Here is a 24,908-nt window from a genome sequence, read left to right as displayed (position 1 = left end):
ACAGCTCGTGCGGGTAGGACTGCAGCACGCGCTCGGCGTCGAGCTCCACGTCGCGCAGCACCTCGAGCACCCGCTCGCGCGCGTCGCCCTCGGTGCGCGGGTCCCAGTGGTGCGCCTCCATGGCGTCTCGGAACTGCCGCTCGACGCGGAGCACGGGGTTGAGGGCGTTCATGGACGACTGGAACACCGTGGCGATGTCCCGCCAGCGCAGCCGGTTCAGCTCGCGGTCGGTCAGGGCGTACAGGTCCTGGCCGTCGAACCGGACCTCCCCGCCGGCGTGGTGCGCGGGCCGGTCGAGCAGCCGGAGCAGGGCGTTGCCGAGCGTCGACTTGCCGCAGCCGGACTCGCCCAGCAGGCCGACGAACTCGCCCTCCGCGAGGTCGAAGGACACGTCCCGGACGGCGTGCGCGGGCGGCAGGTCCCGGGACCGGTAGTCGACGGACAGGTGGCGGACCTCGACGAGCGGCATCACGGCTCCCTCAGGTGCGGGTTGCTGAGCGCGTCGACCCCGAAGTTCACGAAGGTGAGCGCGGTGGTGAGGAGGGCCAGCAGCAGGCCGGGCACGACCAGGCGGGCGAACGCGCCGGGCAGCAGGGCGCCGTCGGTGTTCGCCCAGTAGAGCATCGTCCCCCAGGAGATGGTGTCGGGGTTGCCGATTCCGAGGAACGCCAGGCCGGCCTCGGCCCCGATGGCGCCGCCGACCGCGCCGATGAACCCGACGACGATCAGCGAGGTCATGTTGGGCGCGATCTCGCGGAAGATGACGTGGAACGTGCCGTCGCCGGCCATGCGCGCGGCCTGGATGTACTCGCGGTTCCGGAGCGTGAGGATCTGCGCGCGCTTGAGCCGGGCGGCTCCCGCCCAGCCGGTGATCGAGATGACGAGGATGACCATCCACTCGCTGCCGCCGCCGGGGACGTAGGCGGCGAGCGTGATCATCAGGGGCAGCGCGGGGACGACCAGCGCGAGGTTGGTGACGAAGGACAGCACCTCGTCGACCATCCCGCCGAGGTAGCCGGCGGTCATCCCGACCAGCAGCGAGATCGCGGTCGCGATCGCCCCGGCGACCAGGCCGATCACCAACGACGTCCGGGCGCCGAAGATCGCCTGGGACGCCACGTCGTAGCCCTTGCCGGTGGTGCCGAACCAGTGCTCCGCCGACGGCGGCAGCCCGCCGGCGAACGACCGGTCGCGTGGGTCGTACGGTGCGATCACGGGGGCGAGCAGCGCCAGCACCACGAAGGCCAGCAGCAGGAGCATCCCGAACCGGGCCTTCTTGTTCCGCCACAGGATCGTGAACCACTGCGGCGCCCGGGCGCGGGGTCGCAGCGCCGCGGCGGTCACGCCGCCTCCTTGCGCCGGGCCCGCGGGTCCAGGACGCCGTACAGCACGTCGGCGACCAGGTTCGCGACCAGGACGCCGACCGCGATGAACAGGAAGATCGTCTGCATGAGCGGGTAGTCCTTGTTCGAGACGGCCTCGAGCAGCAGGCGGCCCGTGCCGGGGTAGTTGAACGTCTGCTCGACCAGCACCGTGCCGCCGATCAGGCCGCCCAGGGCGAGCGCGAACCCGGTGACGTTCGGCAGGATCGCGACGCGCGCGCCGTAGGCGATCGCCAGGCGGCGGTTCGACAGGCCCTTGGCGCGGCCGAACCGCGCGAAGTCCTCGCCGAGCGACTGGACCATGTTGTTGCGCATGCCGAGCAGCCAGCCGATCGGGCCGGTGATCATGATCGCGGCCGCCGGCAGGATGAAGTACGGCCACGCGTCGGCGACGAAGGCGGCGGTCGGCGCCGGCTCCATCAGCCCCGAGTACCCGCCCGACGGCGGCAGCCAGCCGAGCGTGATCGCGAAGACGTAGATGGGCACCAGCGCGATCCAGAAGAACGGCAGCGTGCCGACGAACGCGGACGTCACGGTGAGCACGGAGTCGAACGTGGTGCCGCGCCGCCAGGCCACCCACGTGCCGAGCAGGGTGCCGATCACGAAGGACAGCACGAGCGTGACGCCGACCAGCACGATCGTCCACGGCACGGCCTCGCCGATCACCTCGGACACCGAGTAGGGGAAGTAGGTGTACGAGACGCCGAAGTTCCCGCTCGCCATGTTGCCGAGGTAGTCGAGGTACTGCCGCCACAGCGGCTCGTCGGGGACGCCGAGCATCGTCCGCACGGCGGCGAGCTGGGCGGGGTCGACCCGGGCCTCCTTGCCGGCGATCCGCTGCAGGATCGCCTGCGCGGGGTCGCCGCCGGAGAGCCGGGGGATGAGGAAGTTCAGGGTGACGGCGCCCCACAGGGTGAGGAGGAAGAACCCGATGCGCCGCGCGAAGTAGGCCATGTCGTCGCTCCGTCGCTGGTCGCGGCGGGGCGCCCGGGTCGAGCCCGGCGCACCCCGCCGCGGGCGGTCAGCCGGTGACCGGGGTCAGCCGCGTGAAGATCAGGTGCTGGTTGTCCGGGCCCGCGTGCGGGTCCTCGGCGCTGGGCCAGCCGGTCGCGTTCTTGGTCGTGTACTCGAACCACTTGCCGCCGTACCAGAGCGGGATGAACGGGACCTGGTCGACCATCACCTGCTGGAGCTGGTGCACGATCGGCTTCTGCTCGTCGGCGTCCGGCGTGCCGGCGAGCTGCGCGAGCAGGTCGTCGGTGTGCGCGTCGGACCAGCGGACCTCGTTGGTGGTGGCCCGCTCGCCGATCGGGGCGGTGTTCGCCGAGCCGAGCGGCTCGTCGTAGTTCTGGAACATCGAGCACTGCCCGGCGCGGACGCCGAACGTCATGTCGAAGTTGCCGACCAGCCGGTCCTGCTCGAGCGTCGGGAACTCCGGCGTCTCGACCGTGACCGCGATGCCGAGCGCGTCGAAGTCCTCCTTGAGCGAGTTGGCGGCCGCGGTCCAGTCGCTCCAGCCCTGCGGGGTGATGAACGAGAACCGCAGCGGCTCGCCGTCCGCGCCGAGCCGGCGTCCGGAGTCGTCCAGCGCGTACCCGGCGGCGGTCAGCGCCGCGTCGGCCGCGTCCGGGTCGTACGGCAGGTAGCCCTCGTCGGGGATGGTCGGGTCCAGCCAGTCGGCCTGGCCCGGCAGGACCAGCAGCGTCTGGCTCGCGACCTCGACGTACCCCGACCCGGCGTCCTCGGTGAGCGCCACCCGGTCGAGGCCGACCGAGATCGCCCGGCGGAACTCCACGTCGTCGAACGGCGCCTTCTCGAGGTTCATGAACAGCGAGATCGGGGAGCCGGACGGGAACCAGTAGCGGTGGTGCTCCGGGTCCTTGGCGACGTAGGTGTCTTCGATGTCGGGGACGTACATCGAGTTGTTGTCGTACTCGCCCCGCGCCAGCTTGAGCTGGTCCACCTGGCCGCCGGCGTCCGCCTTCTCGAACCACAGCTCGTCGACGACGACCGTGTCCGCGCGCCAGGAGTCCGGGTTCCGCTCGACGGTGAACCGCTGCGGGTTGAACGACTTCACGGTGAACGCGCCGGTGCCGACCGCGGCGTCCTCGGCGGTGAACGTGACCGGGTCGTCGACGTCCGCCCACACGTGCTCCGCGACGACGAGCGTCTGCAGGTACATCCCGGACCGCGAGAACGACGGCTGCTCGAACGTCAGGACGACCTCGGTGTCCGACGTCGCCTCGGCGCCGACCAGGCCGGGCGCGACGCCGCGGGTGTCGAGGGCGGGGTTGTCGCGGAGCAGGTTGAAGGTGAACGCCACGTCCCGGGCGCTGAACGGCTCGCCGTCGCTCCAGGTCACGCCGTCGCGGGTGGTGATCCGCAGCTCGGTCGGGCTGGTCCACTCGTAGCCGGTCGCGAGCTGCGGCTCCTCGGTGCAGTCGTAGGTGTTGATCACGTAGAGCTGGTCGTAGATCGTCCACAGCGGACCGAGCGCGGTCGCCGAGAACGGGTTGTAGTTGGCCTTCGGGTTGGTCTGGCCGGAGAAGTCGCCGAGCACCAGGTGCGACACCCGGCCCTCGTCCGTGAGCCGGTCGCCGGGGGCGCCGCTGCCCTGGCCGCCCCCGCTGCCGCCGCCGGTGCAGGCGGTGAGGGCGAACGCGGCGGCCGCGGCGCAGGCGGCCAGCCGCGCCCGGGACCTCCGTCGTGATCGTGCGTGCATGAGCATCCTTCCTCGTTGAAGGGTGGTGCCGCGGGTGCCGTGGGCTAGGTCGAGCAGCCGCACGACTCGCGGAGCACCGGCCGGGTCGGCAGGACCCGGTCGTCGGGGGGCAGGGGAGCGAACGGCTCCCGGGTGCGGCGCGTCGCCGCGAGCACGAGCTCCGCTGCGGTCGAGCCGAGGTCGTGCACCGGCTGGTGCACCGTCGTGAGCGTGGGGGACGCGAGGGCCGCCAGGTCGAGGTCGTCGAACCCGACGATCGCCACGTCCCGGGGGATCCCGACCCCGAGGCCCGGCAGCGTCGCCAGGACCCCGAACGCGAGCTCGTCGTTGGCGCACACCAGCGCGTCGGGCAGGTCGCCCTCGGCGTGCAGCTGGCGCGCGGCCATCGCGCCGTACCGGGCCTCGAGCCCGTGGTGCACCGGCGCGCCGTGCTCGGCCAGGCCGGCGGCGGCGAGCGCGTCCCGGAACCCGGCGTACCGGGCGGTGGTGTCGGGCGAGCCGTCGGTCGTGCCGACGAACCGCAGCCGGCGGTGGCCGTGCGCCTCGACCAGGTGCGCGGTGAGCTCGCGCGCCGCCGCCCGGCCGTCGGTGCGCACGGTGAGCAGGTCGGGGTGCTCGCCCGCGACCAGCACCACCGGCAGCTTCTCGGCGATCGAGGCGAGCAGGTCGTCCGGCACCGTGCCGCCCTGCACGATCAGCCCGTCGGTGCGCAGCGCGAGCTGGTGCACCGCCTGGACCGCGTCGTGCCGGAGGTGGGTGCCGAGCACGTTGACCGCGAGGCCGGCCTCGGCGGCGACCGACTCGGCGCCCTGGATGAGCGCGGCGAAGTACGGCCCGCCGAGGCCCGGCAGGACCACGCCGAGGGTGTGGTGCCGCTGGTAGGCGAGCCCGCTGCCGAGCACCGACGGCGTGTAGCCGAGCGCCTGCATCGAGGCGAGGACCCGGTCCCGGGTGCTGCCGGTCACCACCGGGTCGTCGTGCGTGACCCGGGAGACGGTCGCGACGGACACGCCGGCGTGCCGCGCCACGTCGCGCACGGTGGGTCGCCCGGTGCCGGCCATCTCGGTCTCCCTCGTCCGAACCGGCCCTGGATGTAACCGGTTACGGCTCGTACTGTGCAGACGTAACCGGTTACAAGCAAGACCCGATCTCAGCCGGTCCCGACAGCTACGAAGGGGTAGCGCGTGGCACCCGTACGGTTCCCGTCCCTGACCGACGACCTCGTCCTCGCGGGGGAGGTGCACTACTTCCGGCTCGACCGCGCCGACTGGGCCGACCGGCTGGACGACGCCCTCGACCTGGGCCTGACCGCTGTGGCGACCTACGTCCCGTGGCTGGTGCACGAGACCGCGGACGGCGGTGTCGACGTCACCGGCGGCACCCGGCCCGAGCTCGACGTCGGCGCGTTCCTCGACCTGTGCGCGGAGCGCGGGCTGGCGGTGATCGCGCGGCCCGGGCCGTTCGTCATGGCCGAGCTCAAGCACGAGGGCCTCGGGCAGCGGCTGCTGCGCGAGCACCCGGAGGTGGTGCCGCCCGGCTGGGACGGCTCGGCGCCCGACGCGACCGTCGTCGACTACCTGCACCCGGCGTACCTCGCCGCGTGCGGCGACTGGCTCGACGCGGTGCTGCCGGTGCTCGCGGCCCGCACCGTCGACCGCGGCGGGCCGGTCGTGGCGGTGCAGCTCGACAACGAGGTCGGGATGCTGCCGTGGGTGACGAACAGCCCGGACCTGTCGGACGCGACCGTGGCGGACCTGGGCCGCCGGGTCCTGGCGGACGCCGGCCCCGGGGGTCGGGAGGCGGTGCGCGCCCGGTACGGGGCCGACCCGCACGAGCCCGCGGCGTGGGCCGCCGCGGTGCGGTCGCCCGCCGAGGACGCGGTGCTGGCGCTGCGGGGCGACCTCGGCCGGCAGGCCCGCGACCGGTACGCGGAGTACGTCGGCCTGCTGCGGGACCGGGTCCGCGCCGCGGGGATCGACGTGCCGCTGCTCGTCAACGTGCACGGCTGCTGGGGCGGCGAGGCGCGGCACTTCCCGCTCGGCGTCGCCCAGCTGCACCGGACGTGGGCCGGCCGGCCGGACGTGCTGCCCGGCGCGGACTACTACCTGGGCGACCTCACGCTCGCGAAGCTGCCGGGCCTGTGGGCGTCGAACGCGTTCCTCGCCGCGACCGTCGCGCCCGGCCAGCCGACCGGGACCCTGGAGTTCGAGGTCGGCACGGGCGACTACGGGGAGGCGCTCGACGTCGCGTGCGGGCCGGAGGCGGCGCCGCTCAAGCTCCAGCTGTGCGTGGCGCAGGGGCAGACGTTCGTGAACTACTACCTGCTGACCGGCGGGCGGAACCCGCTGCTGCCGGCGACGGTGGGCGACGGCAACGACCGGGTCGCGAGCACGGGCGAGCGGCACGGGTTCGCCGCGCCGGTGGACCCCGAGGGCCGGCGCGCGCCGGGGTGGGGCGCGCTGCGCGGCGCCACCCGGGCCGTGGCGGACGCGGCGGCGCTCCTGCGGGCCGCCCGGCCGGAGCCGGCGCCGGTGACGCTCGGGTTCGTCCCCGACCACTACCTGACCGAGTACCGGTACCCCGGGTCCGCGCGGGAGGCCGCGCACGTCGCGGACCTCGAGCGGTCGCGGGGCTCGGGGCCCCGGGAGGTGCTGACCCGGGCGCTGGTGCTGGGCGGCTTCGCGCCCGACGCCGTCGACCTGCAGGCGGACGGGTCCTCCGGGGCGCGGACGCTCGCTGGCCTGCCCGCGGGGCACGTGCTCGCGCTGGGGTCGACCCCGGTGCTGGACGCGTCGGTCCAGGTGCGGCTCGCGGACTGGGTCCGGGCGGGCGGGCGGCTGCTGGTCCACGGGCCGGTGCCGACGCTCGACCCGCTCGGCGAGCCGTGCACGGTGCTGCTCGACGTGCTGGGCGTGACGGCCGGGGCGCGGGCGGAGTCGTCGGCGACGCGGTTCCCGTCGGTCACGCCGGCGGACGACCGGCTGCCGCTCGCCGAGGTGCGGGCGGGGTTCGTGCAGCCGCTGACGGGGCTGCCGACCGGCGCGGACGTGCTGGCCCGGGTGACGGGGTCCGGCGAGCCGTGCGTGGTCCGGGTGCCGTGCGGCGCGGGGGAGGCGCTGCTGGTCGCGGCCGACCTGCCGTGCGCGCTGCCGGCGTGGGCCGCGCTGCTCGGGGCGCTGGGAGCGGAGCCGGTCGTCGCCGCCACGTCGACCGCGCCCGTCGTCGTGGTGCCGACGGCCGCGCCGGACGGGACGCGGGTGGTGCACGTGCTCAACGTGTCGCCGTGGCCGGCGGAGGTGTCGCTGGCGCGGGGCGGGGTGCCGCTGGCGGGGCCGGGGCCGGCCGGGCGGGCGGGCGTGCTCGCGCTGCCCGCGCGCTCCGGGGCCTGGCTGGTGCAGCCACCCGGGTCGGACGCGGCCACGCTCGGTTACGCCGGCGCGGAGGGGGCGGCCCGATGGGCGTGACGGACCTGGCCGGGCGGCTGGACCGCGCGGTCCTCTACCAGATCTACCCGCAGTCGTTCGCGTTCTTCCGGATGGGCTACGGCAGCGCGATCGCGCTGGTCCTCGCCGTCATCCTCGGCGCCCTGACGGCCATCCAGATGCGAGCGATGCGCGCCAACCGATCGGACCTCTCGTGATCAGCACCCCCGTCCCCGACCTCGCCCCGTCGAAGAAGAGCGCGCCGACGGGCTCCCCCGCCGGCCCGCGCCGCTCGATCGCCCGCGGCGCCCGCCGGGTGACCCCCGGCAAGGCGGTCGCCTGGACCGTCGTCGGCCTGCTGGTGCTCGTCTCGGTCTTCCCGTTCTACTGGATGGTCCGCACGGCCTTCACGCCCGCGGCCGAGCTGATCCGCGACTCCAGCCAGCTGGTCCCGTCGAACCCCACGTGGATCAACTTCGCCCGCGTGCTCGGGCTCACCTCGATGGAGGAGTCGGTCGCCGCCGGCGGCACCGGCGCGACGCTCGACTTCGTGCGCTACACGGCGAACACGCTGTTCTACGCGGGCTCGATCGCGGTCGTGCAGACCCTGGCCTGCGCCATGGCCGCGTACTCGTTCGCCCGCCTGCGGTTCCGGGGGAACAGCGCCCTGTTCGGGCTGTTCCTCTCGGGCCTGCTCATCCCCGGCATCTTCACGCTGCTGCCCAACTTCGCGCTGATCCGGTCGCTGGGCTGGCTCAACACGTTCCAGGGCCTCATCGCCCCGGCGATCCTGGTGAGCCCGTTCGCGATCTTCTTCCTCCGCCAGTTCTTCCTCTCCCTCCCCCGCGAGGTCGAGGAGGCTGCCGCGCTCGACGGCGTCGGCGTCTTCGGCCGGTTCTTCCGCATGACGCTCCCGATGAGCCGCGGCCCCGTCGCCACGATGATGCTCATCACCGTCGTCGGGGTCTGGAAGGAGTTCATGTGGCCGCTGGTGGCCGCGAACTCCGACGGGACGCGGGTCCTGACCGTCGCCCTGCAGCGGTTCCAGGCCCAGTCACCGAACACCTCACCGGACTGGACGGGCCTGATGGCCGCCTCGACCGTGACGGTCATTCCCGTCTTCATCCTGCTCGTCCTGCTCGGGCGGCAGCTGGTCCAGTCGCTCAACTTCTCCGGCGGCAAGTAGCCGCCGGCGCCGCGCCCGCCCGTTCCCCGCCCCACTCCCCCGTCCGGTCTGGCGAGAGCCTGCCCGGAACCCACTGGAAGGAACAGCAATGCTGCGTTTCGCACCGAAGACCGGACTGAAGGTGGCGGCGCTCTCGGCCGCCTCCGTCCTCGCGCTCACCGCCTGCGGGTCGGGCGGCGGGGACGGCGACGGCGGCAGCGCCGGCGGACCCGTCACGATCGAGCACTGGCTCTGGGACGACGTCCAGCGGCCGATGTACGAGGCGTGCGCCACGGCGTTCACCGAGGCCAACCCCGACATCACCGTCAACATCACCCAGACCGCCTGGGCGCAGTACTGGTCGAACCTCACGACGAACTTCGCCTCGGGCACCGGCCCGGACACGTTCACCATGACCGTCCAGTACGTCCGGGAGTACAGCAGCCTCGGCCAGCTCGCGGACCTCGACGAGATCGGCGCCACCGACGGGATCGACTTCGACTCCTACGTCGCCGGCACCGCCGAGAACTACCTCGTCGACGACACCCGCGTGGGCCTCCCCCTCGACTGGGACATCGTCGGGATGGTCTACGACGAGACGGCCGCCACCGAGGCCGGGTACACGAAGGACGACATCAACGCGCTCGAGTTCGACGGCACCGGCGAGGACTCGTTCACCGAGTTCATCAAGGCGATGGCGCTCGACGGGAACGGGAACAACGCGCTCAGCCCGGCGTTCGACGCCGGCAACGTGACCCGGTTCGGGATGCTCCCGGAGTGGGCCGACGGCTTCACCGGCCAGAACGGCTGGGGCAACCTCGCGCACGCGATCGGCTGGGAGTTCTTCGCCGAGGACGGCAGCCTGAACTTCGACGCCCCCGAGCTCGTCACGACGCTCGAGTGGTACCAGGACATGATCGACCTCGGCGTGATGCAGACGTTCGACGAGACCTCGACCCTGGGCCAGCACCCGACCATGGAGGCGGGCCTCGCGGGCACGACCCTGGCCGGCTCGTGGAACGCGTCGAACTACCTCGCCGACACCCAGGAGATCGACTTCGCCTGGGCCAAGGTGCCGGAGGGCCCCGCGGGCCGGTTCGCCGCGACGAACTCGCTCGCCGGCGTCGTCTGGAACGGCTCGCCGAACAAGGACGCCGCCGCGAAGTGGGTCAACTACCTCGGCTCCCCGGAGTGCCAGGAGGCCACCGGTGAGTTCGGCATCGTCTTCCCCGCCGTCCAGACCGGGACCGACGCCGCCGTCGAGGCGAACGAGGCCAACGGCGCGGGTGTGCCGGAGTTCGCGGAGATGGCCGCGGCCGGCGAGTCGTTCCAGCTGCCGTCCTTCACCCGCAACGCGGAGGTCCGCACAGTGATCCAGGACGCGATCTGGGCGATCGCCGCGGGCGCGGACGTCGAGTCGACGCTCGCCACCGCCAACGACGCGGCGCAGGCCCTCGTCGACTGACGGTCCTGACGTCGGGCGGGGGCGGCACCCGCCCCCGCCCGACGTGCACCACCCCACCCCCGAACGGAAACGAGCTCGACGTGAACCACGCCCCCGCCGCCGCACCCCCGGCCGCCGACGCCGCCGCCGAGACCGGCAGCCCGCTCACCCTCGAGCTGGAGCCGGGCGAGCGCTGGTGGGGCGGCACCGTCAAGGACGCCGTGCAGATGCCGTTCGGTGCGACGAGCACCTACGCGGTCGACCTCGCCGTCCCGCGGCACGACCCCGCGTGGGACAGCGCGGAGGACTCCAGCCAGGCGGCCCCGCTGCTGGTCTCCACGCACGGGCGGGTCGTCACCTCGCCGCGCCCGTTCGCCTTCCGGTTCGCCGGCGGGCGGCTCGAGGTCGAGGGCACCGACGTCGCGGTGCTGCGCGGCGGGAGCACGCTGCGCGAGGGCTTCCGGGCCGCCTCGGCCCAGCTCTTCCCGCCCGCCGGACGGACCCCCGCGCGGCGGCTGTTCGCCGCGCCGCAGTACAACACCTGGATCGAGACCCCGCTCGTCCCCTCCGAGGAGTCGGTGCTGGCCTACGCCCGCCGGATCCTGGACGCGGGGCTGGAGCCCGGCACGATCTTCATCGACGACAACTGGGCGCCGGACTTCGGCACCTGGCACTTCGACCGCGGGCGGTTCCCGGACCCGGAGCGGCTGGTCCGGACGCTGGCCGGCTGGGGCTTCGACGTGATGCTCTGGGTCGTCCCGTTCATCAGCCCCGACTCGAAGGCGTTCCGCGACTGCGAGCGCGACGGCCTGCTGGTCCGCGACGCCGACGGTGGCACCGCGGTCCGCCGCTGGTGGAACGGCTACAGCGCGCTGCTCGACCTCTCCTCCCCCGCAGCCGTGGCGTGGTTCACCGACCAGCTCGACGCGCTCGTCGACATCGGCGTGGCGGGCTTCAAGTTCGACGCCGGCGACGTCCGCGACTACCGGCCCGACGACCTGATCGCCGAGCCGTGCGAGCCGGTGGACATGTCCGAGGCCTGGGCCCGGCTGGGCCTGCGCTACGCCCACAACGAGTACCGCGCCTGCTGGCGGATGGGCGGGCAGCCGCTCGGCCAGCGGCTCCGTGACAAGCCCCCGACCTGGGACGGCGCGGGCCTGGGCTCGCTGATCCCCGAGATGCTCGCGCAGGGCCTGCTGGGCCACCCGTACGTCTGCCCGGACATGGTGGGCGGTGGCGAGGTGGGCGCGATGGGCGGGATGGGCGACCGCCCGGCGGGCGACCAGGAGTTCTTCGTGCGGTACGCGCAGATCGCCGCGCTGTCGCCGATGATCCAGTTCTCGGTGAACCCCGCCCGCGCCCTCGACGCCGAGCACCTCGCCGCGGTCCAGGACGCCCTGGCGGTCCGGGCCGAGCACCTGCCGCTCATCCTGTCGCTCGTGGACGACGCCGCGGTGACGGGCGAGCCCGTCGTGCGGCCCATGAGCTACCACGAGGCCGGGTACGAGACCGTGACGGACCAGTTCTTCCTCGGCCCCGACCTGCTCGTCGCGCCGGTGCTCGAGCGCGGTGCCACCACCCGCGCGGTGCAGGTGCCGCCGGGCGCGTGGCGCGCGCCGGACGGGACGACGGTCGAGGGCCCCGCCACCGTCGACGTGCCCGTCGGGCTCACGACCCTGCCGCGCCTCACGCGCGCGACCCCCGGCGCCGCACCACGATGAGTCAGGGTCTCCGCGTCGCGGTGGTCGGGGTCGGCAACCGCGCCGCCCTCGGGCGGCTGGTGCCCGAGGCGTGCCCGGGGGCGGTCGTCGTGGCCGCGGTCGACCCCGACCCCGCCGGCCGCGACCGGGCCCGCGCGCTGTTCGGACCCGGCATCCCGGTGCACCCGGACGTCGACGCCCTCCTGGCCTCCGGGGGCGTCGACGCCGCGCTCGTGACCACGCCGGACGACACCCACGCCCCGCTCGCGATCCGGCTGCTGCGCGCCGGCGTCGCGGTGTTCGTCGACAAGCCGCTCGCCACCACCACGACGGACGCCGACGCGGTCCTGGTCGCCGCGCAGCAGACCGGTACCCCGCTGCACGTGGGCCACAACCTGCGCCACTGGGAGGTGGTCCGCGTGATGCGCGACGCCATCGCGCGCGGCGAGATCGGCGAGGTCAAGGCCATCTGGGTCCGGCACTTCGTCGGCAACGGCGGCGGCTACTTCTTCAAGGACTGGCACGCCGACCGGCGGCGCAGCGGCTCGCTGCAGACCCAGAAGGCGAGCCACGACATCGACGTCGTGCACCACCTCGCCGGCGGGTACACGACGCGGGTCGTGGGCATGGGCGCGCTGATGGTCTACGGCGACGTCACGGACCGCCGCGAGCGCCCCGGGCAGATCGCGCCGGACTGGACCAGCCATGCGAACTGGCCGCCGCGCGCCCTGACCGGGCTCAACCCGGTGGTCGGCGTCGAGGACCTGTCCATGCTGATGGTGACGCTCGACAACGGGGACATGGCCAGCTACCACCTGTGCCACTTCACCCCCCTCTACTGGCGCAGCTACACCGTCATCGGCACCGAGGGGCGGCTGGAGAACGCCGGCGACACGGGCGGCGCGGTCGTCCGGGTGTGGAACCGGCGCCTGGAGTGGTCCCCGACCGGGCACGTCGAGCACCCGGTCCACGACCCCGCGGGCGGCCACCTCGCCGCGGACGCCGCCGTGCTCACCGAGTTCTTCGCCCACGTCGTGGACGGCGCCCCGACCACCGGCTCGCCTGCCGATGCGCGGCAGGCCGTCGCCGTAGGCTCGCTCGGTGCCGAGTCGCTGCGCCGCGGCTGCGTCCCGCTGGACGTCCCACCGCTGCCCGCCGGCACGCCACCACCGCGCCGGGCCGACCGTCACCGACCGAGAGAACGCGCAGATGACTGACACGACCGTCCGCCCGGCCGACGCCCCGGCCGACGCGCCCGCCGACCGCGCCGCCGCCACGATCGGGCCCGGCGTGCCCGTGCTGGCGTTCGACGTCGGCGGGACGACGATCAAGGCCGCGTACGTCGACGCCGACGGCACGCCCGGCGCCGTCCTCCGCACGCCGTCGCCGGCCTTCGGCCCGTCCAGCGCCGAGGCCGTCGTCGACGCGGTCGCGGAGCTCGCCGCCCGCCTCACGCCGCCCGGCGCCGAGCCGCGCGCCATCGGGCTCACCCTGCCGGGCATCGTCGACGACGAGACCGGGTTCGCCACCTACTCCGAGAACCTCGGCTGGCGCGACGTCGACTTCGCCGCGCTGTGCCGCGCGAGGATCGCGCTCCCGGTCGCCATCGGGCACGACGTCCGCTCCGGGGGCACGGCCGAGATGGAGCTCGGCGCCGGCCGCGGGCATCGGACGGCCGTCGTGGTCGTGCTGGGCACCGGGGTCTCCGCCGCGGTGTTCGTCGACGGTCGCCCCGTCGTCGCGCGCGGTTACGCGGGCGAGATCGGGCACGCCGTCGTGATCCCGCGCGGCGAGGCCTGCGTGTGCGGCAACCAGGGCTGCCTCGAGGCGGTCTCCTCCGCGGCCGCGATCGCCCGGCGCTACTCCCGGATGTCCGGCCGCGAGGTCGCCGGCGCGCGCGAGGTCGGCGAGGCCATGGCGGCGGGCGACACGATCGCCGCGGCGGTCTGGGACACGGCGGTCGAGGGGCTGGCCCTCGGGCTCTCGCACGTGGCGAGCCTGATCCAGCCCGAGGTGGTCGTCCTCGGCGGCGGGCTGGCCGAGTCCGGCGACCACCTGTTCGTCCCGCTGCGCGCCCGGCTCGCCTCGCTGCTCACCTACGTGCCCGTCCCGCCCCTGGTGAAGGCGCGCGCCGGGGAGAATGCAGGCCTGCTGGGGTCGGCCCTGCTCGCGCGCCGGGCGGCCGGACCCGGCACCGACGGCAGCACCGACCGCAGCACCGACGACCGAGGAGAGCAGCACCGATGAGGATCGCGCTGGTCCGGCACGGCCAGACCGACTGGAACATCCAGCGTCGCTACCAGGGCTGGGAGGGGCTCGACCTCAACGAGGTCGGCCGCGCGCAGGCCGTCGACGCCGCCGGGCGCCAGCTCGGCATCGGCGCGGAGCTGGGCGCCCGGTGGCGGTGGCTGTCCTCGTCGACCTCGCCGCGCGCGATGCAGACCGCGCGGATCATCGGCGAGCACCTCCCCCTGGTGCCCGGCGACCTGCAGTTCGAGGACCTGCGCGAGCGCGGCTTCGGCGTCGCCGAGGGGATGCTCATCGAGGAGGCCCGCACCCGGTGGCCCGCGCGCGACTACCCGGGCGGCGAGACGGCCGACGCGGTGCTCGACCGGGCGCTGCGCGGGCTGGACGCGGTGGGCCGGGCGCACCCCGGGCTCGACGGCGTCCTGGTCACGCACGGGACCACGCTGCGCCTGCTCGTCCAGAGCCTGACCGGCGAGGATCCCGGTAGCCTGCCCAACGCCGCCATCGCCGTGGTCGACGGTGAGCCGGGCGGGTGGTGCACGATCGTGCATCCATCGGCGACGACTGGGAGCGAGCAGGTACGAGGGCGATGAAGATCGAGGACCGACACCTGGCCATCGCCTCGTGGGTGGCCCAGCACGGGACCATCAGCGTCGAGGAGGTCATCGAGCAGTTCGGGGTCTCCCCGGCGACGGCCCGCCGCGACCTGGACGCGCTGGGCCAGCAGATGATCGTCATCCGCACCCGCGGCGGTGCCCGCGCCGCCGCGATCTCCGGCGACCTGCCGCTCCGGTACCGCGCCGCCCTGATGGGTCGGGAGAAGCTCGAGATCGCGCGCGCCGCGGCCGCCATGGTGCAGCCCGGGCAGACGGTCGCCTTCAGCGGCGGCACCACCACCACGCAGATCGCCCAGGAGCTGGGGGTCCGGGCGTCCGCCGACCCCGAGTTCGCGGAGAAGCTCACGACCGTGGTCACCAACGCGATCAACATCGCGAACGACCTGATCGTGCGGCCGGAGCTGCGCGTCGTGCTCACCGGCGGCGCCGCCATCGCGCGGTCCTACGAGCTCGTCGGCCCGCTGGCCAAGGCGGCCCTCCCCCTCATCAACGTCGACGTCTTCTTCCTCGGGGTCAACGCCATCAACCCCGCGCGCGGCTTCTTCACCGAGTTCGAGTCCGAGGCGGAGATCAGCGCCGCGATCCGGGAGAAGGCCGTGCAGTCCTACGTCGTGGCGGACCACACCAAGTTCGCCAGCACCGCCTTCGCCCTGATCTGCGAGCCGACGGACGTCACGGGCGTGATCACCGACGCCGACGCGGACGCGGAGGCGGTGGCCGCGCTGCGCGCCGCCGGCTGCCCCGTCATCCTCGTCTGATCCCACGGCCCCGACGGAGGGGAACGCGATGACCACGCCCGACCTCGCCGACCTCCGGCTGCGGGACTTCGCGCCGCGGCCGATGCTCCGGACCGCCGGGACCGAGGTGCTGCGCTGCGCCACCCCGGCCGTCGACGCCCACAACCACCTCGGCCGGTGGCACACGGGCGAGTGGCGGGTCGACGACGTCGCCGCGCTCGTCGACCTGATGGACGAGCGGGACGTCGGCACCATCGTCAACCTGGACGGCTGCTGGGCGGACGAGCTCGAGCGCAACCTCGACCGGTACGACCGGGCGCACCCCGGGCGGTTCGCCACGTTCTGCCGCGTCGACTGGGGCGAGACGGCCACGCCGGGGTGGCCGGACCGGATCGCCGCGTCCGTCGCCGACTCCGCGGCCCGGGGCGCCACGGGGCTCAAGCTGTGGAAGGACATCGGCCTCGGCCTGGAGGACGAGCACGGCCGGCGGATCTTCCTCGACGACCCGCGCCTGGACGGGATGTGGCGGGCCGCGGCCGAGGCGGGGCTCCCGGTCACCGTGCACACGGCGGACCCGGCGGCGTTCTTCGAGCCCCTCGACCGGCACAACGAGCGCGTGGAGGAGCTGCTGGAGCACCCGGAGTGGCACGTCCGCGGCCCCGGGTCCCCCACCTTCGGTCGGCTGCTCGACGCGCTCGAGTCCGCCGTCGCGGCTCATCCCGACGTCACCGTGATCGGCGCCCACGTCGGCTGCTGCGCGGAGGACCTCGACCACGTCGACCGGATGCTCCGCACGTACCCGAACTTCGCCTGCGACATCGCCGCGCGGATCGCCGAGCTGGGCCGGCAGCCGCGCCGCGCACAGCGCCTGATCGCGGACCACCCCGACCGGTTCGTCCTCGGCACGGACGTCGCGCCGCCGAGCGCCGACGCCTACGCGACGTACTACCGGTTCCTCGCCACCGCCGACGAGCACTTCTCCTACGGGCCGGAGGACCCGCCGGGGACCGGGCGGTGGCGCATCTCGGCGCTCGACCTCCCGGCCGAGCACGTGGCGGCCGTCGTCGGCGACAACGCCCGCCGGCTCATCCCGGCACTCGGCGCCGCGCGGCGCTGAGCCGCGGCTGGAACACCCGCACGTTGACGTACCACCCGGCGGCCCCGCACCCGGCCACCAGCACGAACAGCGCCCCGAACCCGAGGGCGTCGAGCAGCGGCGCCAGCGCGAGGACCGCCACCGACGAGACCAGCATCGAGATCGCGAACAGGGTGCCGACGTAGGACGGCGCCCGGCCGCTCGGGCTGACGTCGCCGAGCATGAGCATCGTGGTCTTCAGGTAGCAGGCGGCGCCGACGTTCGCGAGCACCCACGCCACGGTCACGCCGCCGAGCGAGCCGCTGACCAGCCCCACCACCCCGGCCGCGGTCGCCGCGAGGGCGGCCACCGGCGACAACGCGACCGGCCCGCGGCGGTCGATCACGAAGCCGAAGCCCAGGTTCACGGCGACGCCCGACACGATGGCGAGCGACGCCATCAGCGCGACGTGCTGCTCGCTCGCCGAGAACGTCCGGATGGCGTGCAGCGTGTAGAACGGCAGCAGCGAGTTCGCGAGCACCAGGAACACGCACGAGATCACCATCGCGCGGAACGTCGCGTCCCGGCCCAGCGTGCGCGGGACGTCGCGGAGGTACTCGGTGACCCGCATCGGCACCCGCGGCTCCGGGTCGTCGTGCTCGCGCATGAACCAGAAGCCCGCCGCGTTGGCGAACAGGAACGCCAGCCCCGCGCCGAACAGCACCATGTAGCTCCAGGGGTACGCGAGGCGGTCGATCACGAGGGGGATCAGGGCCGCCGCCCCCAGCGCGAGCACGCTCCCGATCGCCATGCCGACGCCCCGCAGCCCCGCCCGGCGCGTCGGCGGCAGCAGCTTGAGCACCAGCGGGACGTTGAAGAGCGTGCCTGACCCGGCGAGCACGTTGAACACCGTCCAGGACGCGAGGAACAGCCACGTCATCAGGCCGGCGTGGTCGGCGAGCAGCGGCATCGCCAGCACGAAGGCCAGGAACAGCCCCCGCTGGACCAGCAGGACGACCGCGAACGTCCGCGCCATCCGCCGGGTCCGCGAGCACAGCGACACGAAGTACGGCTGCGAGACGAACGTGCCCAGGGACACGACGCTCGTGGCGATCGCGAACTGCGCGGTGGAGGCCCGCAGGTGCTCCAGGAGCAGCGGGATGACGGCGGTCATCGAGAGCAGCGCGACCGAGGGCTGGAAGGTCACGCCGTCCAGGAAGAACAGCAGCGAGTTCCGCCGCACCGCGCTCGCGCCGCCGAAGTCCCGGTCGACGGTGTCCTGCGCCGTCACCGGACCACGACCCGCCCGATGCGGTTGGCGCCGAGCCCGGCCTCCCAGGTGCCGCGGTTGGCGAACCGGACGCCGCGCCGGTTCTCGCTGGTCTCCTTGGGGTCCGCGATCCGCAGCAGGACGTCGTACTCCCCCGCCGGGACCGCCCCGAACGCGGTCATCGGGATCGCGCACGCGAACGCGTGCCAGGCGCCGGTGTTCTCGGCCCGGCCGTCCCCGTCGGCGGCGGGGAGCCAGGCGCGCACGTCCAGGTCGGTCGGCGCCGCGAACTCGGTCGCGCCGTCGACGGCGCGGAGCAGCACCCGCACCTGCTTGGCGTTGACGACGCCGCCGAAGCCGACGTTCTGCACGTGGCCGGCGCACTCCAGGGTCCCGGTCCGGGCGTCGACGACGTCGGACACCTCGGACGAGCGCAGCACGAGGCGGTAGCCGAGGCGGTCGCGCAGGTACTCGAGCCCGGTCCGCCCCGCGTACACCGGGTCGAAGACGGCCCGGACCGTGCGCCCCGTGTACGGCGGCTCGGCGCCGTCGCCCGGGCCGGGGAGCGTGACGGGCGCGGACACCAGGTCCTCGGTGTACCGGGCCTCGTTCCACGTGCGGTAGTCCCCGTGCCGCAGGTTGAGCAGCGTCGTCCCGAGACGCTGGGCCTCGACGATCGCACCCGGCAGCCGGGAGAACACGTTCGGCGCGAGCCCGCCCTCCCCCTGCACGACCGAGCCCTGCCGACCGACCCACGCGGTGACGGCGTCGCGGTCGAAGCCCGGGTCGGTGCCGGGCGGCACCAGCATCGCGCTCCCCTCGGACAGCGAGCCGTGGTCGGACCAGCCGTCCTCGGACCAGCCGGCGGCGTAGCTGTCGTGGAAGAAGCCGAACCGCGCCTCCGGGGTGCCGGGAGCGGGCGCCGGGAGCGCGTCGAGGTCGCGGAACGTCAGCGCCGTGCCGTGGGTGGCGTTGTGCCAGGCGAGGTAGCCGCCGGCGTGGGTGAGCAGGGGGCGGCTCGCCGGGACCGCGTCGAGGTAGGCGTCGAGCAGGGCCCTGTAGGCGGCGGGGTCCTCGGCCAGGGGCGAGGAGTGCTGCTCGCCCCACGGGCCGAGCATCCCCGTCTTGACGCACGTGATCACGTCCTCGAACTCGTGCAGCACGGGTGCCAGCTGCCAGAGGTGGTACTCGATCCAGGACTTCCCCGTGTGCCCGGGGACGTCGCACGTCGCGGACGGGTTGTTCGGCGTGACGTGGGTCGGCTCGGGGCCCCAGATCAGGTGCTCGTCCGGGCCGCCCTCGAGGAAGCCGAACCCGTTGCCGTCGTAGGAGAACTTGACCAGCGCGGTGCCCTCGCCGTCCCGCACCCGCTGGAGGGCGCCGCGGACGACGTCGAGCGCGTAGGACGTCAGCGGGCCGGTCCGCCCGGTGCGACCGCGGAACATCTCCTGCGTCGCCACGCCGCCGGCGGCGGCCAGCTCGGCGTCGGACGCGCGCCCGGCCGCGCGGGTCAGGAACGCGTTCGAGGAGAACTCGCACAGGTCGAAGCCCAGGAACGCGACCGAGGGCTCGGCGACGACGCCCGTGCCCCCGACGTAGCGCGGGCTGCGGTCCGTGCCGTCGAAGAACTCGGTGGGCTCGAGGTCGTCGCCGTCGACGACCCCGACCACGCCGGGCGCCACGAGGGTGGCGCCCTGGTAGCTCCCGGTGCGCGGCGCGCGCGGCACCCGGCGGTCCACCTCCGGCGTCGCGCCGAACCGGGTTCCCACCCACTGCCAGCGGCCGCGGTACGCGCCGCGGTCGGGGTTGGGGACGTCGACCGGGTCCTCGGTGTAGTCGAGGTCCTGGGCGACCCTCACGGCAGCTCCTCCCCGGACGCCGGCGGCTCGCCGAGCGCGCCGGCCAGGAGCGGCCGGACCTCGGTGCCGAGCCAGGCCGCCGTCGCTGCGGCGTCGGACATGTCCGGCGTGGTGCCGTCGGGTCCGACGGGCACGACCGCGACCGTCGTGGCGCCGGCGTCGGCGAACCGCCGGAGGTGCGCGGCGGTGCGGCGCGGGCCCGCGGCTCGCAGGGCGGCGTCCAGGCCCACGTACACGCAGGCGCCGAACGACCCGCCGTGATCGCGGGCGGCGCGGCCCTCGGCCACGGCGCGCAGCTGGGCGCGCGTGTCCTCGGGCGAGACGCCGAGCTGGAGGATCACGCCGTCGCCGACCTCCCCGGCGAGCCGGAGCGTCCGGGGTCCGTGCGCACCGACGTACAGCGGCGGCGGCTCCGCGGGCGGCCAGACCAGCCGGGCGTCGTCGAGCGCGACGTAGCGGCCCGCGACCGTCACCGCCTCCCCGCGCAGCAGCGGGCGCAGCACCGCGGCGTGCTCGCGCAGCAGCGTGAGCGGCGAGGCGACCCGGGCGCCGATCTCCGCCATCCAGGTCTGCACGCCGTGGCCGATCCCGGGGACCAGGCGTCCGGGGAACATCTCCGCCAGGGTCGCCACGTCCATCGCCGCGAGCACCGCGTGCCGCAGCGGCACGGGCAGCACGCCGAGGCCGACCCGCAGGCGCTCCGTCGCGCTCAGCACGGCGCCCGCCTGCGCGACCGCGGACTGCCGGTAGACGTCCTCCCACAGCCACAGCTCCGCCAGCCCGGACGCCTCGGCGGCCTCCGCGACCGCGAGGAGCCTCCGGGTGGGGAGCTCGGGCGTCGCCACCACGGCGAGCGTGACCGCGCCGCCGGGGCCGGGCACGCCCCCGTCCGGGCCGGGCCCGGTCACGCCAGGAACCGGCCGGCGCGCAGCACCCGCGTGACCCGCCCGCCGTCGAGCACGACCAGGTCGGCCGGCGCCCCGGCGACGATCCCGGGCGCCGGCAGCCCGAGGGCGCGAGCCGGGATCGACGACGCGGACGCCACGGCGGCGGCCACGTCCAGGCCGAGCACCGCCACGGCCCGGGCGACCGCGTCGGCGACCGTGATCGTGCTCCCGGCGAGCGACCCGTTCGAGGTCGCCCGCGCCACGGAGTCCGTCACGACGACCGCGCTGCCGCCGATCTCGTACGCGCCGTCGCCCAGGCCCGTGGCCGCCATCGCGTCCGAGACGAGGGCGAGCCGCTCCGGGGCCACGGTGGCGAGCACCCGCGCGGGCTCGGGTGCGACGTGGTGCCCGTCGAGGATGAGCTCGATCGTCACCCGGTCGTCGACCAGCGCCGCACCGAGCGGACCCGGCTCGCGGTGGTGCAGGCCGGGCATGCCGTTGAAGGCGTGCGTGAGCACGGTCGCCCCGGCGTCGAACGCCGCCCGGGCCTGCGCCGCGGTGCAGGACGTGTGGCCGACGGCGACCGTGACGCCCTCGGCCACGAGGTAGCGGATGGCGTCCACGGCGCCCGGGAGCTCCGGGGCGAGGGTCACCATCCGCAGCGCGCCGCGAGACGCCCCGACGAGCCGCCGCAGCTCGGTGACGGACGGCGGCCGGAGCAGGTCGGGCGCGTGGCACCCCCGGTGGCCCGCGTCGAGGTACGGCCCCTCCAGGTGGATCCCGGCGAACCGCCCCGCGGCGACCAGGTCGCTCAGCAGCGCCACCCGCTCGACCAGGACGTCGAGCGGCGCGGTGGCGACCGAGGCGCAGAGCGTCGTCGAGCCGCGACCGCGGTGGTGCGCCGCCGCCACCTCGGCGTCCTCGGGCGAGGCGGAGCCGTAGTCGTACCCGAGCGCGCCGTGGTGGTGGATGTCGACGAACCCGGGTGCGAGCACGCCCCCGACGCGCACGACCTCGTCGGACGCGCCGAGCAGGTCCGGGGGCGGGCCGTCGCCGGTCGCGGTGATCCGGCCGTCGACGACCCGGACCCAGCCGGGTCCGGACACGGCCGCACCCCGCACGACGCCGTCGGCGACGAGGATCGTGGACGCGGCCGGGTCCGGCACTCCTCAGCCCTCCAGCGGGTGGATGACGACGCCCTGGACCACCCGGTTGACGCTGCCGCCGGGGAACGGGTTGTCCGGGGTGCAGCCGACGCCGACGGACGAGAACAGCGCGACGACCTGCGCCACCAGCACCGCGACCAGGGCGGTGGCGACGTCCCCCGCGCCCGCGAGCTCGGGGAACGACCAGGTCACCGCGCCGTCGAGCTCGACCGGGTCGGCCGACAGCACCAGGAGCCGCCCGGCCGCGACGGAGCCGGCGAGCTCGCGCGCCATGTCGAGGTCGTACCGGCGGGTGTACGGGTCGCCGGACACGAGCACGACCGCGAGCGTCGTCGGGTCGAGCACCGCCTTCGGGCCGTGCCGGAACCCGAGCGACGAGTCGGACCACGGCACGACCTTGCCCGCGGTGAGCTCGAGGATCTTCAGGCCCGCCTCGTTCGCGGCGCCCGCGAGCGGGCCCGAGCCGAGGTAGACGATCCGCCCGGGTGCGGTGAACGCGAGCTGCTCGATCTCGCCCACGCGCTCCGCCAGCAGCGCGTCGCCGGCCGCCGCCACCCGCGCGCAGGTCGCGCGCACCTCGTCGTCGCCGGCGCCGGACGTCACCAGCCACCCGGTCAGCAGCATCGAGGAGAAGCTCGACGTCATGGCGAACGACTGGTCGTTCGTCTCCGGCGGCAGCAGCACCACCGTCGAGCGCGCGCGGGCGGCGTGCTCCGTCGCCAGCATGCCGTCGGCGTTGCACGTGATGATCAGGTGGTGCACCTCGGTGAGCAGCTGCTCGGCGAGCTCCGTCGCCGCCACCGACTCGGGGCTGTTGCCGGACCGCGCGAAGGACACGAGCAGCGTCGGCCGGTCGCCGGCGAACGCGGCGCGCGGGTTCGACACGATGTCCGTCGTCGGCACCGCCTCCGCGGGCCGCCCGTGCCGCTCGCCGAGCGCGGGGGCGATGGTGTCGCCCACGAACGCGGACGTGCCGGCCCCGGTGAACACGATCCGGACGTCGTCCCGCGCGAGCAGCGGCGCGATCTTCGCGTCGAGCTCCGCGCGGGCGGCGGCGAGCAGGTCGGCGACCTTGCGCCACACGGCCGGCTGCTGCGCGATCTCGCGGGCCGTGTGGGCGGAGCCCTCGACGTCCAGCGGCGCGAACAGCTCGGTGAACGTGGCGGTCATGCACCCACCTCCTGGGGGTTCGTGGCGAAGGCGTACGCGCGCAGCGCGTCCTTGACCCGGTCCATCGCGAGCGCGCGGGGGTCGTTCTGCAGCTCGCCGCGCAGCACGCGGTCGTACTGCGCGGGCAGGTACTGGCTGAGCAGCGGGAGCGGGATCTCGATCGCCGCGAGGTTGTCGAGCAGCCGCTCCTGCGCGGCCTCGATGGCCGCGTCCGGCAGGTAGTAGCGCAGCCGGTCGGAGTAGGAGTAGCGGCGCTGGATGCGCTGCTCGCCCTCGTCGCCCTCGTAGTAGGAGGCCCAGCGCCCGGGGTCGGCCACCATCGTCGACTCGATGACCGAGCGCAGGCCGGACCGCTGCTCGGCGGGCACCAGCTCGTCCTCGATGTGCGACAGCGCGAACAGCCCCTCGCGCAGGTTGAACGTCAGGCCGGGGCCGACCTTGATGACGAACCAGTGGTCCTCGACCAGCTCGCGCAGGTGCTCCGGGAGCTGGTAGTCCGTCGAGTGCGCCTCGAAGAGCATCGTGGGCTCGTCGTCGAGGACGGTGCGCAGCGCGACCGTCTTGCTGCGGTCGTACGGGATGACGCGCAGGTGGTCGACCTCGACGGCCGGCTGGACGACGAGCGCGATCACCCGGTCCCAGGCGTCGAGCACCCCGTGCTCCGCGAACGCCCGCCGGTGGGCCGCGATCGTCGCGCGGGCGGCCTCGGGCGACGTGGCGCGGGGCTCGCCGAGCTCCTCGTGCGCGCCGCCCGGGACCGGCACCTCGGTGCCGATGACGTAGACGGGGCGGTGCGCCAGGCCCGCGTCGGCCGCGGTCCGCTCGGCGACGGCCAGCATCCGGGCGGCCCGCTCGGCGACCACCTCGTCCGACAGCGGCAGGGTGTCGTCGGCGCACGCCATCGAGCAGTCGAGGTGGATCTTCTCGTAGCCCGCCGCGACGTACGCCGCGACCAGGTCGAGGGCCTTCGTCATCGCCTGCTCCGCCGGCTCGGTCTGCCACCGGTTCGGGCCGAGGTGGTCCCCGCCCAGGATCAGCCGGTCCGCGGGCAGCCCCTCCTCCGCGGCGATCGACAGGCAGAGCGCGCGGAAGTCCGCCGGGCGCATGCCGGTGTAGCCGCCGAACTGGTCGACCTGGTTGCTCGTGGCCTCGATGAGGACCGGCGTCCCGTCCTCGACCGCCTGCGCGATCGCGGCCCGGAGCACGAGCGGGTGCGCCGGGCACACCGCCGCGATCCCCACCGGGGTGCCGGACTTGTGGGCTCGAACCATGTCGAGCAGCTTCACGCTCATGGTGCTGTTCCTTTGCTGGTGGTGCCGCGGGGCTAGGCCTGCGGGGCGGCGATGCGCCGGAAGTGGGCGACGACGTGGGCGGGCAGCTCGGGCACGTCGACCGGCCGCGAGCCGTCCCGCAGCGACGCGGCGGCGAGCGACCCGGCGGCGACCGCCTCGCGGGCGGCCAGCGGGGAGACGACGGTGGGCGCGCCGTCGACGACGTGGTCGAGGAACTCGCGCATCGACTCCAGGTCGGCGTCCGCGTGCCCGCTGTCGACGCCCTCGACGACGTACTCGGCGTCGCCGGCGAGCTGCCACTCGTGCCGGCGGTTCCACACCCGGACCATCGCGTCGTTGGTGTCGCCGAAGTTCTCCAGCCGGCCCTCGGTGCCGATGACGGTGTAGTTCCGCCAGTAGTCCGGCGTGAAGTGGCACTGCTGGTAGCTGGCCATGACCCCGTTGTCGAGCGTCATCATCATCATCGAGACGTCCTCGACGCCGACGACCGGGTTCAACCCCGTGGCCGCGGCCGGCGGCCAGTTGTCCAGCGAGAACCAGTCGGGCATGAGCTCGCCCGTGCGGTCCCGGCGGTCGGTCACGTCGCCGTAGACCATGAGGTCACCCATCCCCACGACCCGGCGGGTGTACCCGTGCGCGAGGTAGTGGACGATGTCGATGTCGTGGCTGGCCTTCTGCAGCAGCAGCGTGTTGGTGCACGAGGACGACCAGGGCCTGCAGAACGCCGACAACGTCATCCCCGCGGTGAACGCC

General features: G+C 74.4%; 22 protein-coding genes. 10 read left to right on the top strand and 12 right to left on the bottom strand.

All coding sequences use genetic code 11. The features are described 5' to 3' along the window. The 5 genes from KVT14_RS17385 to KVT14_RS17365 form a co-directional block, all read right to left on the bottom strand. Positions 1-469: ATP-binding cassette domain-containing protein (locus KVT14_RS17385; protein WP_217616812.1), on the bottom strand; the 469-nt coding region annotated here is incomplete at its 3' end. Beyond that, on the bottom strand, positions 469-1,344 hold the full coding sequence (locus KVT14_RS17380; RefSeq protein ID WP_308161138.1) for an ABC transporter permease: 876 nt from the start codon (positions 1,342-1,344) through the stop codon (positions 469-471). The genes KVT14_RS17385 and KVT14_RS17380, both read right to left, overlap by 1 nt. Continuing rightward, positions 1,341-2,336, bottom strand: a complete 996-nt coding sequence (locus KVT14_RS17375; RefSeq protein WP_217616811.1) for an ABC transporter permease — start codon at positions 2,334-2,336, stop codon at positions 1,341-1,343. The genes KVT14_RS17380 and KVT14_RS17375 overlap by 4 nt, the downstream gene beginning before the upstream one ends. A gap of 67 nt (positions 2,337-2,403) precedes the next feature. Then, on the bottom strand, positions 2,404-4,104 hold the full coding sequence (locus tag KVT14_RS17370; RefSeq protein WP_254631155.1) for an ABC transporter substrate-binding protein: 1,701 nt from the start codon (positions 4,102-4,104) through the stop codon (positions 2,404-2,406). 44 nt (positions 4,105-4,148) lie between these two features. Beyond that, positions 4,149-5,165 carry a LacI family DNA-binding transcriptional regulator gene (locus KVT14_RS17365; RefSeq protein WP_217616809.1) on the bottom strand — a complete coding sequence of 339 codons (1,017 nt, stop codon included), beginning with the start codon at positions 5,163-5,165 and terminating at the stop codon, positions 4,149-4,151. 123 nt (positions 5,166-5,288) lie between these two features. On the opposite strand from KVT14_RS17365, the gene KVT14_RS17360 reads away from it, so the two are divergent. The 10 genes from KVT14_RS17360 to KVT14_RS17315 all read left to right on the top strand — a co-directional run bounded on the left by KVT14_RS17360 (position 5,289) and on the right by KVT14_RS17315 (position 16,553). Beyond that, the gene (locus KVT14_RS17360; protein ID WP_217616808.1) at positions 5,289-7,568 is read left to right on the top strand and encodes a beta-galactosidase; all 2,280 of its coding nucleotides are present in this window, start codon (positions 5,289-5,291) and stop codon (positions 7,566-7,568) included. Next, positions 7,559-7,744, top strand: coding sequence for a hypothetical protein (locus KVT14_RS17355; protein WP_217616807.1), 186 nt, complete (start codon positions 7,559-7,561; stop codon positions 7,742-7,744). Before KVT14_RS17360 ends, KVT14_RS17355 begins: the two co-directional genes overlap by 10 nt. Further along, a complete protein-coding gene (locus KVT14_RS17350; protein WP_308161137.1) occupies positions 7,741-8,712 on the top strand; it encodes a carbohydrate ABC transporter permease in 972 nt (323 codons plus the stop codon). Before KVT14_RS17355 ends, KVT14_RS17350 begins: the two co-directional genes overlap by 4 nt. Before the next feature lie 88 nt (positions 8,713-8,800). Beyond that, a complete protein-coding gene (locus KVT14_RS17345) occupies positions 8,801-10,156 on the top strand; it encodes an extracellular solute-binding protein (protein WP_217616806.1) in 1,356 nt (451 codons plus the stop codon). Between the two features lie 80 nt (positions 10,157-10,236). Beyond that, positions 10,237-11,856: a glycoside hydrolase family 31 protein gene (locus KVT14_RS17340; protein ID WP_217616805.1), complete on the top strand. Its 1,620-nt coding sequence runs from the start codon at positions 10,237-10,239 to the stop codon at positions 11,854-11,856. Next, on the top strand, positions 11,853-13,052 hold the full coding sequence (locus KVT14_RS17335) for a Gfo/Idh/MocA family protein (protein WP_217616804.1): 1,200 nt from the start codon (positions 11,853-11,855) through the stop codon (positions 13,050-13,052). The genes KVT14_RS17340 and KVT14_RS17335 overlap by 4 nt, the downstream gene beginning before the upstream one ends. Beyond that, positions 13,045-14,082, top strand: a complete 1,038-nt coding sequence (locus KVT14_RS17330) for an ROK family protein (RefSeq protein ID WP_254631154.1) — start codon at positions 13,045-13,047, stop codon at positions 14,080-14,082. Before KVT14_RS17335 ends, KVT14_RS17330 begins: the two co-directional genes overlap by 8 nt. Beyond that, on the top strand, positions 14,079-14,675 hold the full coding sequence (locus KVT14_RS17325; protein WP_217616803.1) for a histidine phosphatase family protein: 597 nt from the start codon (positions 14,079-14,081) through the stop codon (positions 14,673-14,675). The genes KVT14_RS17330 and KVT14_RS17325 overlap by 4 nt, the downstream gene beginning before the upstream one ends. Further along, complete coding sequence (locus KVT14_RS17320) at positions 14,672-15,457, top strand: DeoR/GlpR family DNA-binding transcription regulator (RefSeq protein WP_217616802.1); 786 nt, start codon at positions 14,672-14,674, stop codon at positions 15,455-15,457. The genes KVT14_RS17325 and KVT14_RS17320 overlap by 4 nt, the downstream gene beginning before the upstream one ends. Before the next feature lie 28 nt (positions 15,458-15,485). Further along, positions 15,486-16,553, top strand: coding sequence for an amidohydrolase family protein (locus tag KVT14_RS17315; RefSeq protein WP_217616801.1), 1,068 nt, complete (start codon positions 15,486-15,488; stop codon positions 16,551-16,553). On the opposite strand, the gene KVT14_RS17310 is transcribed toward KVT14_RS17315, so the two are convergent. The 7 genes from KVT14_RS17310 to KVT14_RS17280 all read right to left on the bottom strand — a co-directional run. Then, positions 16,522-17,802, bottom strand: coding sequence for an MFS transporter (locus tag KVT14_RS17310; protein WP_217616800.1), 1,281 nt, complete (start codon positions 17,800-17,802; stop codon positions 16,522-16,524). The two genes, KVT14_RS17315 and KVT14_RS17310, sit on opposite strands and share 32 nt — an antisense overlap. Then, entirely contained in the window at positions 17,799-19,640 is a 1,842-nt protein-coding gene (locus KVT14_RS17305; RefSeq protein ID WP_217616799.1) for a DUF4832 domain-containing protein, read from the bottom strand. The genes KVT14_RS17310 and KVT14_RS17305 overlap by 4 nt, the downstream gene beginning before the upstream one ends. Beyond that, a complete protein-coding gene (locus tag KVT14_RS17300) occupies positions 19,637-20,548 on the bottom strand; it encodes an LLM class flavin-dependent oxidoreductase (RefSeq protein ID WP_308161136.1) in 912 nt (303 codons plus the stop codon). The genes KVT14_RS17305 and KVT14_RS17300 overlap by 4 nt, the downstream gene beginning before the upstream one ends. Beyond that, the gene (locus tag KVT14_RS17295) at positions 20,545-21,693 is read right to left on the bottom strand and encodes an N-acetylglucosamine-6-phosphate deacetylase (protein WP_217616798.1); all 1,149 of its coding nucleotides are present in this window, start codon (positions 21,691-21,693) and stop codon (positions 20,545-20,547) included. Before KVT14_RS17295 ends, KVT14_RS17300 begins: the two co-directional genes overlap by 4 nt. Before the next feature lie 3 nt (positions 21,694-21,696). Beyond that, a complete protein-coding gene (locus KVT14_RS17290; RefSeq protein ID WP_217616797.1) occupies positions 21,697-22,863 on the bottom strand; it encodes an SIS domain-containing protein in 1,167 nt (388 codons plus the stop codon). Next, positions 22,860-24,155, bottom strand: coding sequence for a D-tagatose-bisphosphate aldolase, class II, non-catalytic subunit (locus KVT14_RS17285; RefSeq protein ID WP_254631153.1), 1,296 nt, complete (start codon positions 24,153-24,155; stop codon positions 22,860-22,862). The genes KVT14_RS17290 and KVT14_RS17285 overlap by 4 nt, the downstream gene beginning before the upstream one ends. 32 nt (positions 24,156-24,187) lie before the next feature. Further along, positions 24,188-24,908, bottom strand: a 721-nt coding sequence (locus tag KVT14_RS17280; RefSeq protein WP_254631152.1) for a Gfo/Idh/MocA family oxidoreductase, incomplete at its 5' end; no start/stop codon positions are given.

It is taken from the genome of Cellulomonas sp. GbtcB1, from assembly GCF_019091725.1.
In the GTDB taxonomy this organism is placed as follows: domain Bacteria; phylum Actinomycetota; class Actinomycetes; order Actinomycetales; family Cellulomonadaceae; genus Cellulomonas.
Note: the sequence above shows the minus strand (reverse complement) of the source record. Positions and strands in the feature narration are given on the sequence as shown.